Raw genomic sequence first — 15,393 nt, forward strand, 5'->3', positions numbered from 1 at the left:
GCTTGCTCGCGAAAAGGGAGTGTCAGTCGGCAGAAATGTTACCTGACACACCGCATTCGCGAGCAAGCCGGCTCCCACAGTGGTTTGTGGCGAGGCAAAAATCGGTGTGTAAACGAACTGTTCAAATAATCACCAATTGCCTTGCACCTCTCTTGTCCCTTCTCTACAATTGCGCCCCTTGCTGTGACGGCAGGCACGCATGTGTCTATCGCAAGCAAGTCCATTAGTGTCATTCACTCCTTGTCTGACCGCTTTTGAGCGGCAGGCTACAACCCGTAAGGAGCATTCATGCGTCATTACGAAATCATCTTTTTGGTCCACCCGGATCAAAGCGAGCAAGTCGGCGGCATGGTTGAGCGTTACACCAAGCTGATCGAAGAAGACGGCGGCAAAATCCACCGTCTGGAAGATTGGGGCCGTCGTCAACTGGCCTACGCAATCAACAATGTTCACAAGGCTCACTACGTGATGCTGAACGTTGAATGCACTGGCAAGGCCCTGGCCGAGCTGGAAGACAACTTCCGCTACAACGATGCAGTGATCCGTAACCTGGTCATCCGTCGCGAAGAAGCCGTTACCGGCCAATCCGAGATGCTCAAGGCTGAAGAAAACCGCAGTGAGCGCCGTGAGCGTCGCGACCGTCCTGAGCACGAAGGCGCCGAAAGCGCTGATAGTGATGACAGCGACAACAGCGATAACGCTGACGAGTAATCCACGGACCTTTTGAGGAGCCTATTACATGGCACGTTTCTTCCGTCGTCGTAAATTCTGCCGCTTCACCGCTGAAGACGTGAAAGAGATCGATTACAAAGATCTCAACACTCTGAAAGCTTACGTATCCGAGACCGGCAAAATCGTTCCAAGCCGCATCACCGGTACCAAAGCACGTTATCAGCGTCAGCTGGCCACCGCTATCAAGCGCGCCCGCTTCCTGGCCCTGCTGGCCTACACCGACAGCCACGGCCGCTGAGACCGGGCAGTCGACACGTAGCAAAGGATTGAATGCATGCGTGCCATAGCTGAGTTCATCATGCGCGGCCGTATGCAGGCCACTCTCGTAGTGGCCGGATGCGCAACATTGCCGTTGTTGTATTGGTTGGGTGCTGCCGCCGGATGCCTTGTGCTCCTGCGGCGCGGATTGAAGGACGCCCTTGGCGTACTTGCTCTGGGACTGCTGCCGGCGTTGATCTGGTGGCTTTACTCCGATGACCCAAGGGCACTTCTGGTGCTGCTGGGGTCTTGGAGCCTTGCGTTGGTTTTGCGCGCAAGCGAGTCCTGGAACCGTGTGCTGCTGGTCAGCATAGCGATGGGAGTGGTGTTTGCAGTGGTGCTGGGGACAGTTTTTGCTCCCCAAATCGAGATGCTGGCGCAGGCTTTGATAAAAGTCATGCCGTCGCTACTCGGTGATGTCTACCAGAAGTTGTCGGTAGATGAGCAAGCGCATTTTGCGTCCCTGATTGCACCGGTCCTGACCGGCCTGATTGCGGCTTTGTTGCAAATCGTCAGTGTGCTGAGCCTGATTGTTGGGCGCTACTGGCAGGCGTTGTTGTACAACCCGGGTGGTTTTGGTCGCGAGTTTCGCGCCATCCGATTCCCGCTGGGGCTGGCGATGTTACTGCTGGCGTTCATGCTTCTGGGGCCGAACATCGGTCCGCAGATGGCCATGTTGACGCCGTTGTGCAGTGTACCGCTGGTATTCGCCGGGCTGGCCCTGATTCACGGGCTGGTGGCGCAAAAGCGACTGGCCAGGTTCTGGCTGGTGGGGTTGTACGTCACGTTGTCGCTGTTCATGCAGCTGATCTATCCGTTGCTGGTGGTCCTGGCCATCGTCGACAGCCTGATTGATTTTCGCGGTCGTTCGGCGCCGAAAGACGTCGATAGCGCGAACGGTGAAGGTTAAAAGTTAAGAGGATTTTCACATGCAACTGATCCTTCTGGAAAAAGTCACCAACCTGGGCAACCTGGGTGACAAAGTAAACGTTAAGGCTGGTTACGGTCGTAACTACCTGCTGCCTTACGGCAAAGCTACCGCTGCGACCGCTGCCAACCTGGCTGCGTTCGAAGAGCGTCGCGCTGAGCTGGAAAAAGCCGCAGCAGACCGTAAAATTTCGGCTGAAAGCCGTGCCGCCCAACTGGCTGAGCTGGAAGTGACTATCACTGCCACCGCTGGTGACGAAGGCAAGCTGTTCGGTTCGATCGGTACTCACGACATCGCTGATGCACTGACCGCCTCTGGCGTTGAAGTTGCAAAAAGCGAAGTTCGTCTGCCGAACGGCACCATCCGCAACGTAGGCGAATTCGACGTAGCCGTGCACCTGCACGCCGAAGTTGAAGCCACCGTACGCGTTGTCGTGGTAGCAGCTTAAGCAGCACTTGTCGGCTGGCACCCTCGGGTGCTTGTCGGTAACATCGGGCACGATCCTGTTTACAGGTCGTGCCCTTTGTCTTTCTGCAGTTCCTGATTTTCTCCAACCTGATTCCAAGTGGCCATGAACGATATTTCCGCTCCCGAGCAATACGATCTGCAAACCGCTGCCCTGAAGGTGCCGCCGCATTCCATCGAGGCCGAACAGGCCGTGCTCGGTGGTCTGATGCTGGACAACAACGCCTGGGAACGCGTGCTCGATCAAGTCTCCGACGGCGATTTCTATCGGCATGACCACCGCCTGATCTTCCGCGCGATCGCCAAGCTCGCCGACCAGAACTCCCCGATCGACGTCGTGACCCTTGCCGAGCAATTGGACAAGGAAGGTCAGACTTCGCAAGTCGGCGGCCTGGGTTACCTGGGTGAGCTGGCGAAAAACACGCCGTCCGTCGCCAACATCAAGGCGTATGCGCAGATCGTCCGCGCGCGGGCGACATTGCGGCAGTTGATCGGCATCGCCACCGAGATTGCCGACAGCGCCTTCAATCCGGAAGGCCGCACCGCTGAAGAGATTCTCGATGAGGCCGAGCGGCAGATCTTCCAGATCGCCGAGGCACGGCCTAAAACAGGCGGCCCGGTGAGCGTGAATGACCTGCTGACCAAGGCCATCGACCGCATCGACACCTTGTTCAACACCGACAACGCCATTACCGGCCTGTCCACCGGTTACACCGACCTCGACGGAATGACCAGTGGCCTGCAACCGTCCGACCTGATCATCGTCGCCGGCCGTCCATCCATGGGTAAAACCACCTTTGCGATGAACCTGGTGGAAAACGCCGTGTTGCGCAGCGACAAGTGCGTACTGGTCTACTCGCTGGAGATGCCAGGCGAATCGCTGATCATGCGTATGCTCTCGTCCCTCGGCCGCATCGACCAGACCAAGGTCCGTGCCGGTCGCCTGGACGACGACGATTGGCCGCGCCTGACATCGGCGGTCAACCTGCTCAACGATCGCAAACTGTTCATCGACGATACGGCGGGTATCAGCCCTTCGGAGATGCGCGCACGGACCCGGCGTCTGGTGCGCGAGCACGGCGATGTCGCCCTGATCATGATCGACTACCTGCAATTGATGCAGATTCCGGGTTCCGGTGGTGACAACCGGACCAACGAAATTTCCGAGATCTCCCGTTCCTTGAAAGCCCTGGCCAAGGAATTCAATTGCCCGGTGGTGGCGTTGTCCCAGCTCAACCGCTCCCTGGAGCAACGTCCGAACAAACGCCCGATCAACTCCGACCTCCGGGAATCCGGAGCGATCGAGCAGGACGCCGACGTCATCATGTTCGTGTACCGGGACGAGGTGTATCACCCGGAAACCGAGCACAAAGGCATTGCCGAGATCATCATCGGCAAGCAGCGGAACGGCCCGATCGGCACGTCGCGACTGGCGTTCATCGGTAAGTACACCCGCTTCGAAAACCTGGCGCCGGGTAGCTACAACTTCGACGACGAATAATTTTCGTCGTCTGAGCGGGCCCCATCGCGGGCAAGTCGAATCGTCGCACCGCCGCTCCCACAGGGTTTCACTGTCCCTGTGGGAGCGGGCTTGCTCGCGATGGGGGCGCCGCTAATTTCCGACCATAGCCGTCGGAATTGGTTGTTTTTTGTGCTATATTCCGCGCCCGCGATTTTTCATCTCAACACCGGTCATCGTCATGCAAACAGCCAAGCCGTTATTTGACTATCCCAAGTACTGGGCCGAATGTTTCGGCCCAGCGCCATTCCTGCCGATGAGCAGGGAGGAGATGGATCAGCTTGGCTGGGATTCCTGCGACATCATCATCGTCACCGGTGATGCGTACGTTGACCATCCGTCGTTCGGCATGGCGATCATTGGCCGGCTGCTGGAGTCACAAGGCTTCCGCGTCGGGATCATTGCCCAGCCGAACTGGCAGTCCAAAGACGACTTCATGAAGCTCGGTGAGCCGAACCTGTTCTTCGGTGTCGCGGCCGGCAACATGGACTCGATGATCAACCGCTACACCGCCGACAAAAAAATCCGTTCCGACGACGCCTACACCCCCGGTGGCATGGCGGGCAAACGTCCGGATCGCGCGAGCCTGGTGTATAGCCAGCGCTGCAAGGAAGCCTACAAGAATGTGCCGATCGTGCTTGGCGGCATCGAAGCTTCCCTGCGCCGCATCGCCCACTACGACTACTGGCAGGACCGGGTGCGCAACTCGATCCTGATTGACGCCTGTGCCGATATCCTGCTCTACGGCAACGCCGAGCGTGCGATCGTCGAAGTTGCCCAGCGTCTGTCCTACGGTCACAAGATCGAAGACATCACTGACGTGCGCGGCACCGCGTTCATCCGTCGCGATACGCCGAAAGACTGGTACGAAGTCGACTCCACGCGCATCGACCGTCCGGGCAAGGTCGACAAGATTATCAACCCGTACGTCAACACCCAGGACACCCAGGCCTGCGCCATCGAGCAGGAAAAGGGGCCGCTTGAAGATCCGGAAGAAGCCAAAGTCGTGCAGATTTTGGCCAGCCCGAAAATGACCCGCGACAAAACCGTGATTCGTCTGCCGTCGGTCGAGAAAGTCCGTGGCGATGCGGTGCTCTACGCACACGCCAACCGCGTGCTACACCTCGAAACCAACCCGGGCAACGCCCGCGCGCTGGTGCAGAAGCATGGCGAAGTCGACGTCTGGTTCAACCCGCCGCCGATTCCGATGACCACCGATGAAATGGACTACGTGTTCGGCATGCCTTACGCCCGTGTCCCGCATCCGGCGTACGGCAAGGAAAAAATCCCTGCCTACGACATGATCCGCTTCTCGGTGAACATCATGCGTGGCTGCTTCGGCGGCTGCACCTTCTGCTCGATCACCGAGCACGAAGGCCGGATCATCCAGAACCGTTCCGAAGAGTCGATCATTCGCGAAATCGAAGAGATCCGCGACAAGGTCCCAGGCTTCACCGGCGTCATTTCCGACCTCGGCGGCCCGACCGCGAACATGTACCGCATCGCCTGCAAAACCCCGGAAATCGAATCCGCGTGCCGCAAGCCATCGTGCGTGTTCCCTGGCATCTGCCCGAACCTGAACACCGATCACTCGTCGCTGATCCAGTTGTATCGCAGCGCCCGTGCGTTGCCTGGCGTGAAGAAAATTTTGATCGCTTCCGGCCTGCGTTACGACCTCGCGGTCGAGTCGCCGGAATACGTCAAGGAGCTGGTGACCCACCACGTCGGTGGTTACCTGAAGATCGCCCCGGAACACACCGAGGAAGGTCCGCTCAACCAGATGATGAAACCGGGCATCGGCAGCTATGACAAGTTCAAGCGCATGTTCGAGAAGTACACCAAGGAAGCCGGGAAAGAGCAGTACCTGATTCCGTACTTCATCGCCGCTCACCCGGGCACCACCGACGAAGACATGATGAACCTGGCCCTGTGGCTCAAGGGCAATGGCTTCCGTGCCGATCAGGTGCAGGCGTTTTACCCGTCGCCGATGGCCACCGCCACCGCGATGTACCACTCGGGCAAGAACCCGCTGCGCAAGGTCACTTACAAGAGCGACAGCGTGACCATCGTCAAGAGCGAAGAGCAGCGTCGTCTGCACAAGGCGTTCTTGCGTTATCACGACCCGAAAGGCTGGCCGATGCTGCGTGAAGCACTGACCCGCATGGGTCGCGCTGACCTGATCGGGCCGGGCAAGGACCAATTGATCCCGCTGCATCAGCCGGCAACCGACAGCTACCAGAGCGCCCGTCGCAAGAACTCGACGCCAGCCGGTAGCCATAAAGTCGCGGGTGAGAAGACCACCAAAATCCTGACCCAACACACCGGCCTGCCGCCGCGCGCCAGTGACGGCGGTAATCCGTGGGACAAGCGTGAGCAGGCCAAGGCCGCGGCATTCGCCCGCAACCAGCAGGCGGCCAAGGAGCGCAAGGACGCGGCCAAAGGCAAAGGGCCCAAGCCTGCGCGCAAGCCGGTTGTGCCGCGCTAAACGCTGACCGCTGATAACAAAACGCCAACCTTCGGGTTGGCGTTTTGCGTTTCTGCGCCACGGAAAATGAAGGGCGCTGGGTCGGAAGCTGTGTTGGGCTGCTGGCCTCATCGCGGGCAAGCTCCCACAGTGTTTCACGGTGCACCCAAACTGGCGTTCACAGCCGATCCCTTTTGGGAGTGGGCTTGCCCGCGATGAGGCCGGAATTGGCGGCGACTCTGCAACTGAACGCCACAAATGCGTGCAACTCCCCCAAACCAATTTCCCGCATCGCCCGATTTTGGTGCTGTACTGCCCTTGTCAAATGTATGAAAGCGCCAGCACCACTGGATGGCATAAGTCTTGCGCGCTTTCGAATACGCTTAAGGCTCGCAGGAGGCACGCCGTGTCGATTCATGTCGCATTGCACCACGTCACGCATTACCGCTACGACCGCGCCGTCGAGCTCGGTCCGCAGATTGTTCGTCTGCGTCCGGCTGCCCACAGTCGCACGCGGATACTGTCGTATGCGCTGAAAGTCTCGCCCGAGCAGCATTTTATTAACTGGCAGCAGGACCCTCAGGGCAATTACCTGGCGCGGTTGGTGTTCCCGGAGAAAACCAATGAGCTGCGGATCGAGGTCGATCTGCTGGCGGAAATGGCCGTGTTCAATCCGTTCGACTTCTTCCTCGAACCCTACGCGGAAAAAATCCCGTTCACCTACGCCGCAGACGAGCGCAAGGAACTGGCGCCGTACCTGGAAACCTTGCCCCTGACGCCGACATTCAAGGCCTATCTGGATGGCATCGACCGCACGCCGCTGCCCAGCGTGGACTTCCTCGTCGCGCTAAATCAGCGCCTGAGCGAAGACATCGGCTATCTGATTCGCATGGAACCAGGTGTGCAGACGCCCGAGCACACACTCGAACACGCCTCTGGTTCCTGCCGCGACTCGGCATGGCTGCTGGTGCAACTGCTGCGCAACCTGGGGCTGGCGGCGCGTTTTGTCTCCGGCTATCTGATTCAACTCACCGCCGATGTCAAAAGTCTCGACGGCCCTTCGGGCACTGAAGTGGACTTCACCGACCTGCACGCCTGGTGCGAGGTTTATTTGCCCGGTGCGGGCTGGATCGGCCTGGACGCGACGTCAGGGCTGTTCGCCGGTGAAGGACACATTCCGTTGGCGTGTAGTCCCGATCCGGGCTCTGCGGCACCGATCAGTGGCTTGGTGGAGCCGTGCGAGTGCGAATTCACCCATGAAATGTCCGTGGAGCGGATTTGGGAGGCGCCCCGCGTCACCAAGCCCTACACCGAAGATCAATGGCTGGCGATCCAGGCCCTGGGCCGGCAGATCGATGCCGACCTGCTGGAGGGCGACGTTCGCCTGACCATGGGCGGCGAGCCGACCTTCGTCTCCATCGACGACCCGGACGGCGCCGAGTGGAACACTGCGGCGCTCGGGCCGGACAAGCGGCGATTGTCTGCCGAACTGTTCCAGCGCATGCGCAAACGTTACGCGCCCAAAGGGTTGGTGCATTTCGGTCAAGGCAAGTGGTACCCCGGGGAGCAGTTGCCGCGCTGGTCGCTGAACTGCTATTGGCGCCGCGATGGCGTACCGATCTGGCACAACAGCGCGCTGATTGCCGATGAGCAGGAGGACTACGGCGCCGATGGCGAACTGGCCGGGCGTTTTCTGGCGAGTGTCGCCGAACGCCTGAAAATTCCGACACGCTTCGTGTTCCCTGCCTACGAAGACAATTTCTATTACCTCTGGCGCGAAGGCACTTTGCCGCAGAACGTCAGCGCCGAAGATTCGCGCCTGGAAGAACCATTGGAGCGTGCGCGATTGCGCAAAGTCTTCAGTCAGGGCCTGGATAAAGTGATCGGCCAGGTGCTGCCGCTGGCGCGCACGGCCAAGGGCGATCAGTGGCAAAGCGGTCGCTGGTATCTGCGTGACGAGCACTGTCGGTTGGTGCCGGGCGATTCGCCACTGGGTTATCGCTTGCCGCTGGGTTCGCAGCCGTGGGTGAAAGCCGCCGAGTACCCCTTCATCTATCCCAACGACCCCAATCAGGAATTCCCGGCGCTTCCAGACACTCAGCAGTTGAACAGCCCCGCAGCCGCGGCCGAAGCGGTCGAGCGCGATCTGGAAGTCGACGAGTCCGCCGATTGGCTGACGCGCACCGCGTTCTGCGCCGAGGCGCGGGAAGGACGGTTGTACTTGTTCATGCCACCGCTGGAGCGGGTCGAGGATTACCTGGAGCTGGTCACCGCAATCGAGGCCACCGCTCAGGAATTGCATTGCCCGGTGCTTCTGGAAGGCTATGAGCCGCCGAGCGATCCACGCTTGAGCAACTTCCGCATCACCCCGGATCCGGGGGTGATCGAGGTCAACGTACAGCCGTCCGCAACGTGGGATGAGTTGGTCGAGCGCACCGAATTTCTCTACGAAGAAGCGCGCCAGACTCGGCTGACCACGGAAAAATTCATGATCGACGGCCGGCACACCGGCACCGGTGGCGGTAACCATTTCGTACTGGGCGGCGCGGCACCGGCTGACTCACCGTTTCTGCGCCGTCCCGATTTGCTGCGCAGCCTGATCAGTTACTGGCATAACCACCCGTCCTTGTCCTACCTTTTTTCCGGATTGTTCATCGGCCCGACGTCCCAGGCGCCGCGCGTCGACGAAGCCCGCAACGATGCGTTGTACGAGCTGGAAATTGCCTTCGCGCAGATGCCTGAACCCGGCGAGGAATGCGCGCCATGGCTGATCGACCGGCTGCTGCGCAACCTGCTGATCGACGTGACCGGCAACACGCATCGCGCCGAGTTCTGCATCGACAAACTCTATTCGCCCGACGGCGCGACGGGGCGCCTTGGACTGCTCGAGTTGCGCGCCTTTGAAATGCCGCCCCATGCGCGCATGAGCCTGGCGCAACAGTTGTTGTTGCGAGCGCTGGTCGCGCGGTTCTGGCGTGAGCCTTATGCGCCGCCGAAACTGGCGCGCTGGGGCACTGAATTGCACGACCGGTTCCTGTTGCCGCACTTTATCGAGCAGGATTTCGCCGACGTCATCGTTGATCTCAACGCCTCGGGTTACCCGGTGCGGGCCGAGTGGTTTGCCGCACATCTGGAGTTCCGCTTTCCCAAGGTTGGCGATTACGCCGTCAGCGGCATCGAGCTGGAAGTGCGGCAGGCGCTCGAACCGTGGCATGTGCTGGGTGAAGAGGGCGCGGTCGGCGGCACGGTTCGGTATGTGGATTCGTCCCTGGAGCGCTTGCAGGTCAAGCTCAGCGGTCTGCCGCCGCAACGTTATTTGCTGACCTGCAACGGCGTTCCGGTGCCCTTGCAGCCCACCGGACGGGTAGGCGAATTCGTCGCTGGCGTGCGTTTCCGCGCCTGGCAGCCGGCCAATTGCCTGCAACCGACCATTCCCGTCCACGCGCCGCTGGTGTTCGACTTGCTCGACACCTGGATGCAGCGTTCGCTGGGGGGGTGTCAGTATCACGTCGCCCATCCGGGTGGGCGCAACTATGACAGTTTGCCGGTGAACGCCAATGAAGCCGAGAGTCGGAGGATGGCGCGTTTCTTCCGCATCGGACACAGCCCAGGGAAACTTCCTATACCGATTCTGGAAATTAACGACGAGCTGCCGATGACTCTCGATTTGCGACGTTTCTAAACCGTACGCGACGCTCGGATTTTTCGTATATCCGGGCGTCATGAGCCTGCGTTAATCTGACCGTTCCTTGCTGTCTGCCGAGCTTTCCATGCCTGACCTGCTTGACCGCTACCCGCTGACGGCGGGCACTTATCACGAACTGCTCGACGACAGTGGCGCCGTTCGCCCGCACTGGCGTCGGTTGTTCGACCAGTTGCAACGCAGCGCGCCAGCGCAGTTGGTGCAGCGTCAGGCGCTGCTGACCCGGCAGATCCAGGAAAACGGCGTGACCTACAACGTCTACGCCGACCCCAAGGGCGCTGACCGGCCGTGGGAGCTGGACCTGCTGCCGCACGTGATCGCGGCTGATGAGTGGGCGCAGTTGTCGGCGGGCATCGCTCAACGGGCGCGTCTGCTGAACGCGGTACTGGCCGATCTGTACGGACCGCAACGGCTGATCGCCGAAGGTCTTTTGCCTGCCGAGCTGGTATTCGGTCACAACAACTTTCTCTGGCCCTGTCAGGGCATCACGCCGCCCGACGGGGCCTTTCTGCATCTGTATGCCGTGGATCTGGCACGCACGCCCGACGGTCGCTGGTGGGTGACGGCGGATCGGACGCAGGCACCCTCCGGCGCCGGTTACGCCCTGGAAAACCGCACGATCGTGTCCCGGGCGTTTCCCGAGTTGTACCGTGATTTGAAGGTGCAACACCTGGCCGGGTTCTTCCGCACGCTTCAGGAAACCCTGGCCCGTCAGGCGCCGAGCGACGATGAAGTGCCACTGGTGGTGCTGCTGACGCCGGGGCGTTTCAACGAAAGCTATTTCGAGCACCTGTATCTGGCACGGCAACTCGGTTATCCGCTGGTGGAGGGCGGCGACCTTACGGTGCGCGATGCCACGGTCTACCTCAAAACTCTGAGCGGCCTGCGCCGGGTCCACGCGATCATGCGCCGGCTCGACGACGACTTCTGCGACCCGCTGGAACTGCGTACCGACTCGGCGCTCGGTGTGCCGGGCCTGCTCGAAGCCGTTCGGCAGGGAAGAGTGCTGGTAGCCAACGCACTCGGCAGCGGCGTTCTGGAATCGCCGGGGTTGCTGGGCTTCCTGCCGAAGATCAATCAATTCCTGTTCGGCGAAGAGCTGATCCTGCCCTCTATCGCCACGTGGTGGTGTGGCGAAGCGCCGGTCCTGGCCCAAGCGCTGGAGAAGCTGCCGGAATTACTGATCAAACCGGCGTTTCCGTCACAGAGCTTCGCGCCGGTGTTTGGTCGCGATTTGAGTGAAAAACAGCGTCAGGCGCTCGCCGAGCGCATGCAGGCACGACCTTATGCCTATGTGGCGCAAGAACTTGCGCAATTGTCCCAGGCGCCGATCTGGCAGGCCGAGGGCGGTCAGTTGCAACCCCGGGCCATCGGTATGCGTGTGTACGCGGTGGCGAGTCGTGATGGGTATCGGGTGCTGCCTGGCGGTTTGACCCGGGTGGCCGCCGAGGCCGATGCTGAAGTGGTGTCGATGCAGCGCGGCGGCGCGAGCAAAGACACCTGGGTGCTGGGGGATCGGCCACCGAGCGGCGAACAATGGAAAGCCCAGCGCAACATCGGCGTCCACGATCTGGTGCGACGCGATCCGTATTTGCCGTCGCGGGTGGTGGAAAACCTGTTCTGGTTCGGCCGTTACTGCGAGCGCTGCGATGACAGTGCGCGGTTGCTGCGGATCATGCTGGCGCGCTACGTCGATGGCGATGACCCGCAAGCGCTGGAGGCCGCGGTTGATCTGGGTGAGCGGCTGATGTTGCTGCCCGATGAAGGCGAGTTGCCTGAACGGTTGTTGGCGGCGCTGCTCGGCGACGACTGGCCGTTCAGCCTGCGTTCCAACCTGCAGCGCTTGCAGTGGGCGGCGTCGCAAGTGCGCGGCAAGCTCTCGCGGGAAAACTGGCAGGCACTCGTGGAGTTGCAACGCGAGGCCGTCGAGTTGGAAACCGAAGAGCCGGATTTCGGCGAGTTGCTGGATTTTCTCAACCGTCTGGTGATGTCGCTGGCGGCGCTGTCGGGTTTTGCGCTGGACGACATGACGCGGGACGAAGGCTGGCGCTTCCTGATGATCGGGCGGCGGATCGAACGCCTGCACTTTCTCAGCGGCAGCCTCGCGGCGTTTCTGCGCGGTAGCGGTGCCTTTGATCAGGCCGGGCTGGAGTGGTTGCTGGAACTGGGCAACAGCAGCATCACCTATCGCTCGCGGTATCTGGCGGTGGCGCAATTGCTCCCGGTGCTGGACCTGTTGCTGCTCGACGAACAGAACCCTCACGCGGTGCTGTTTCAGTTGAAGCTGGTGACCCGAACCCTCAAACGTTTGAACGATGATTTTGGCGTGCCGCGCGAAGCGGGTCTGCCGCACCTGGTGGAGCGCTTGGCGCGTTTCGATCTGGGATGCCTGGAGAATTCGCTGTTCGGTGAAGTCAGCGTGCGCGCCGCCATCAATGGCCTGGCCGATCTGCTGCAAGAGATTGCCGACGCGAGCGGGCAGGTGTCGGATCGTTTGGCGTTGCGCCATTTCGCCCACGTCGATGATGTCAGCCAACGTACGGTGTCCGTCTGATGAGCGCCCATTACCAGATTTTCCACGACACCCATTATCACTACGACAGCCCGGTGTCGCTCGCTCAGCAGTTGGCGCACCTGTGGCCGCGCTCTTGCGCCTGGCAGCGTTGTACCCAGCAACAATTGCAGATCAGTCCTGACCCGACGGCGCGTCGCGATGAGCTGGACGTCTTCGGCAATCCGCTGACCCGGCTGGCGTTCGAGCGGCCCCACGATGAGTTGCTGGTCAACGCCAGTCTTACCGTTGAAGTGTTGGCCCGGCCAACGCTGGATTTCAATCAATCGCCGGCCTGGGAAGAAACCCGCAACGCACTGACCTATAGCAGTCAGCCGCTTTCGCCCGAATTGCTCGAAGCGTGCCGTTACCGGTTCGAATCGCCCTATGTGCATTTGAAGCGCAACTTCGTCGAGTTCTCGGAGAGTTGTTTTCCGGCGGGCCGGCCGTTGTTGCTCGGCGTCCAGGCGCTGATGGAAAAAATCTTTAGCGAATTCACTTTCGATGCCGAAGCCACTCAAGTGGCAACTCCACTGGTGGAAGTGCTGGAGCGACGGCGTGGGGTGTGCCAGGACTTCGCTCACCTGATGCTCGCTTGCGTACGTTCCCGTGGGTTGGCGGCCCGTTACATCAGTGGCTACCTGCTGACTCAGCCACCACCGGGCCAGCCACGGCTGATCGGTGCCGATGCATCGCACGCCTGGGTTTCAGTGTTTTGCCCGGTATTGGGTTGGGTGGATTTCGATCCGACCAACAATGTACAACCGGCGCTGGAGCACATCACCTTGGCCTGGGGCCGGGATTTTTCGGATGTTTCGCCGTTGCGTGGGGTGATTCTGGGGGGCGGAAATCACGATCCGGAAGTCCGGGTCACCGTGATGCCCCTGGAGTAACGCAGATTGCTCGCGATGACGGCGGTAGATCCAACATTAATGTCGCTGGGAGATTGCTATCGCGAGCAAGCTTGCTCCTGCAAAAGCGGATGTGCAGTTCTTTCGGGATGGAGGTATTTCAGACTGGTCTGTGAGGGTCAGCAACATCGCTGCTGACCCTGGACACAGATCCGGTGGGCCTGATCAGATCATCGGGCCCTGAGGGTCTCAGGCGTCGGGCGCCTGATCTTTCGGTGCTTCAACATCACTTTCTGCGGCCACTTCACCGTCTGCTTCCGGGTTCAGTGCGGCGGCTTCTTCTTCAGCTGTAGCTTTCTTGCGCTGAAGCTTTTCCTCTTTCTTCTGCTCCTTGGCCAAGTCTCTCTGACGTTTGGCGAAGGAATAATTAGGTTTAGCCATGGGCGATCCTCTGGGGTCGAAGGTGAGGTTGAGCGGCGCATATTCTGCCCTGTATCGGTGCCGAGCCGTTAGCTGGGTTTTTGCTCTGTCCACTTTGGCACTACTGTCGGCTGCCAGGCGTCGAGGGCATCGAGCAGGGTTTGCGGCGATTCGCTCACTTGCAGCATGTCACGGTGTGCTTCGCGAACGAAGCCTTCGCCGACGATATGATCAAGAAAACCGGTCAATTTGCTGTAGAAACCGTTCACTTCCAGCAGTCCCAGCGGTTTGCCGTGGTAGCCGAGCTGGCCCCAGGTCCAGACTTCGAACAGTTCTTCCAGGGTGCCCAAGCCACCGGGCAGCGCGATAAAGGCGTCGCTGAGCTCGGCCATCCGCGCCTTGCGCGCATGCATGCCGTCGACCACTTCCAGGCGCGTGAGGCCGCTGTGGCCGATTTCCTTGTCCTTGAGGCTTTGCGGGATGATCCCGATCACCTCACCGCCGGCCGCCAGTGCGGCGTCGGCGACGATCCCCATCAGCCCGACGGCGCCGCCGCCATAGACCAGAGTCAGCTTGCGCTCGGCCAATGCGCGCCCGAGGGCTACAGCCGCTTCACGATAAGCCGGATTGGTGCCGGTACTGGCACCGCAAAATATACAAACGGACGCTAAAGACATGCCTTACTCCATGGTCAGGATGGCCACAGAGTAAAGGCAGGGGCGCGGCGCTCCAAGGGCTAAACTTCGCGCGGGTACGTTTCACAGGTGCCACTGGCGCCACAGGCGTAAGCGGCGAGCAAACTGCACAAAAAACTGTTGATGGACATGACAGACGCTCCGGACAAGTGATGACGACCTGATGATAGGGCCGCCCTAGACGTCTGGCTGGTAGATTGTTTCGATAGGTGTCATAGCTCTAAAGTTGTATACAATTTTTGATTCAGGTCATAGGAACTTGCGAGGTTTTCAGGCAGTCTTCTGTCCATTCGCACTTTTGTTAACCCTGCCTTGGAGATTCACCATGTTTGCCAAACTTGTTGCGGTATCCCTGCTGACACTGGCCAGCAGTCAATTGATGGCTGCCGAGTGCAAGACGACCATCGACTCCACTGATCAAATGTCCTTCAACACCAAGGCCATTGAAATCGACAAAAGCTGCAAGACCTTCACCGTGGAACTGACCCACTCCGGCAGCCTGCCGAAAAACGTCATGGGTCATAACTGGGTGCTGAGCAAAGAGGCTGACATGCAGCCGATCGCCACCGATGGCCTGGCGGCCGGGATTGAGAAGAACTACCTGAAAGAAGGTGATGCGCGCATCATCGCTCACACCAAAATCATCGGCGCCAAGGAAACCGACTCGGTGACTTTCGATGTGTCCAAGCTTGATGCCGCCGAAAAATACGGCTTCTTCTGCTCGTTCCCGGGCCACATCTCGATGATGAAAGGCACGGTTACGCTGAAATAAGCGAATCGGGCTCATAAAAAAGCGTCCTGCGAGGG

General features: G+C 60.1%; 12 protein-coding genes. 10 read left to right on the forward strand and 2 right to left on the reverse strand.

Going from position 1 to position 15,393, the window contains the following annotated elements:
- The first annotated feature begins 288 nt into the window (after positions 1–288).
- The 9 genes from rpsF (at position 289) to ACI77H_RS26340 (ending at position 13,513) form a co-directional block, all read left to right on the forward strand.
- Positions 289–711, forward strand: a complete 423-nt coding sequence (gene rpsF, locus ACI77H_RS26300; RefSeq protein ID WP_003217491.1) for a 30S ribosomal protein S6 — start codon at positions 289–291, stop codon at positions 709–711.
- A gap of 28 nt (positions 712–739) precedes the next feature.
- Positions 740–970, forward strand: coding sequence for a 30S ribosomal protein S18 (gene rpsR / locus ACI77H_RS26305; protein ID WP_002551829.1), 231 nt, complete (start codon positions 740–742; stop codon positions 968–970).
- Positions 971–1,006: 36 nt separating this feature from the next.
- On the forward strand, positions 1,007–1,900 hold the full coding sequence (locus tag ACI77H_RS26310) for a hypothetical protein (RefSeq protein ID WP_407014577.1): 894 nt from the start codon (positions 1,007–1,009) through the stop codon (positions 1,898–1,900).
- 19 nt (positions 1,901–1,919) lie between these two features.
- Positions 1,920–2,366, forward strand: a complete 447-nt coding sequence (gene rplI, locus ACI77H_RS26315; RefSeq protein ID WP_033055552.1) for a 50S ribosomal protein L9 — start codon at positions 1,920–1,922, stop codon at positions 2,364–2,366.
- A gap of 123 nt (positions 2,367–2,489) precedes the next feature.
- Positions 2,490–3,884, forward strand: coding sequence for a replicative DNA helicase (gene dnaB / locus ACI77H_RS26320; protein WP_407014579.1), 1,395 nt, complete (start codon positions 2,490–2,492; stop codon positions 3,882–3,884).
- A 199-nt stretch (positions 3,885–4,083) separates the two neighbouring features.
- The gene (locus ACI77H_RS26325) at positions 4,084–6,387 is read left to right on the forward strand and encodes a YgiQ family radical SAM protein (protein WP_407014580.1); all 2,304 of its coding nucleotides are present in this window, start codon (positions 4,084–4,086) and stop codon (positions 6,385–6,387) included.
- A gap of 385 nt (positions 6,388–6,772) precedes the next feature.
- Positions 6,773–10,048 carry a DUF2126 domain-containing protein gene (locus ACI77H_RS26330; RefSeq protein WP_407014582.1) on the forward strand — a complete coding sequence of 1,092 codons (3,276 nt, stop codon included), beginning with the start codon at positions 6,773–6,775 and terminating at the stop codon, positions 10,046–10,048.
- Between the two features lie 88 nt (positions 10,049–10,136).
- Positions 10,137–12,623 (forward strand): circularly permuted type 2 ATP-grasp protein, encoded by a 2,487-nt coding sequence (locus tag ACI77H_RS26335; protein WP_407014583.1) that lies wholly within the window; start codon positions 10,137–10,139, stop codon positions 12,621–12,623.
- Complete coding sequence (locus tag ACI77H_RS26340; protein ID WP_407014585.1) at positions 12,623–13,513, forward strand: transglutaminase N-terminal domain-containing protein; 891 nt, start codon at positions 12,623–12,625, stop codon at positions 13,511–13,513. Before ACI77H_RS26335 ends, ACI77H_RS26340 begins: the two co-directional genes overlap by 1 nt.
- Before the next feature lie 207 nt (positions 13,514–13,720).
- Here the strand turns inward: ACI77H_RS26340 and ACI77H_RS26345 are convergent, their stop codons facing one another.
- Together ACI77H_RS26345 and ACI77H_RS26350 are read right to left on the reverse strand one after the other, a co-directional pair.
- Positions 13,721–13,912 carry a hypothetical protein gene (locus tag ACI77H_RS26345; RefSeq protein ID WP_407014587.1) on the reverse strand — a complete coding sequence of 64 codons (192 nt, stop codon included), beginning with the start codon at positions 13,910–13,912 and terminating at the stop codon, positions 13,721–13,723.
- Between the two features lie 68 nt (positions 13,913–13,980).
- Positions 13,981–14,568 (reverse strand): TIGR00730 family Rossman fold protein, encoded by a 588-nt coding sequence (locus ACI77H_RS26350; protein ID WP_407014588.1) that lies wholly within the window; start codon positions 14,566–14,568, stop codon positions 13,981–13,983.
- Between the two features lie 343 nt (positions 14,569–14,911).
- Between ACI77H_RS26350 and azu the strand changes: the two genes are divergently transcribed.
- On the forward strand, positions 14,912–15,358 hold the full coding sequence (gene azu / locus ACI77H_RS26355) for an azurin (protein WP_407014590.1): 447 nt from the start codon (positions 14,912–14,914) through the stop codon (positions 15,356–15,358).
- Positions 15,359–15,393 lie beyond the last annotated feature (35 nt).

Origin of the sequence: Pseudomonas sp. O230 (genome assembly GCF_045447035.1) — a bacterium.
Classification (GTDB): Bacteria; Pseudomonadota; Gammaproteobacteria; order Pseudomonadales; family Pseudomonadaceae; genus Aquipseudomonas.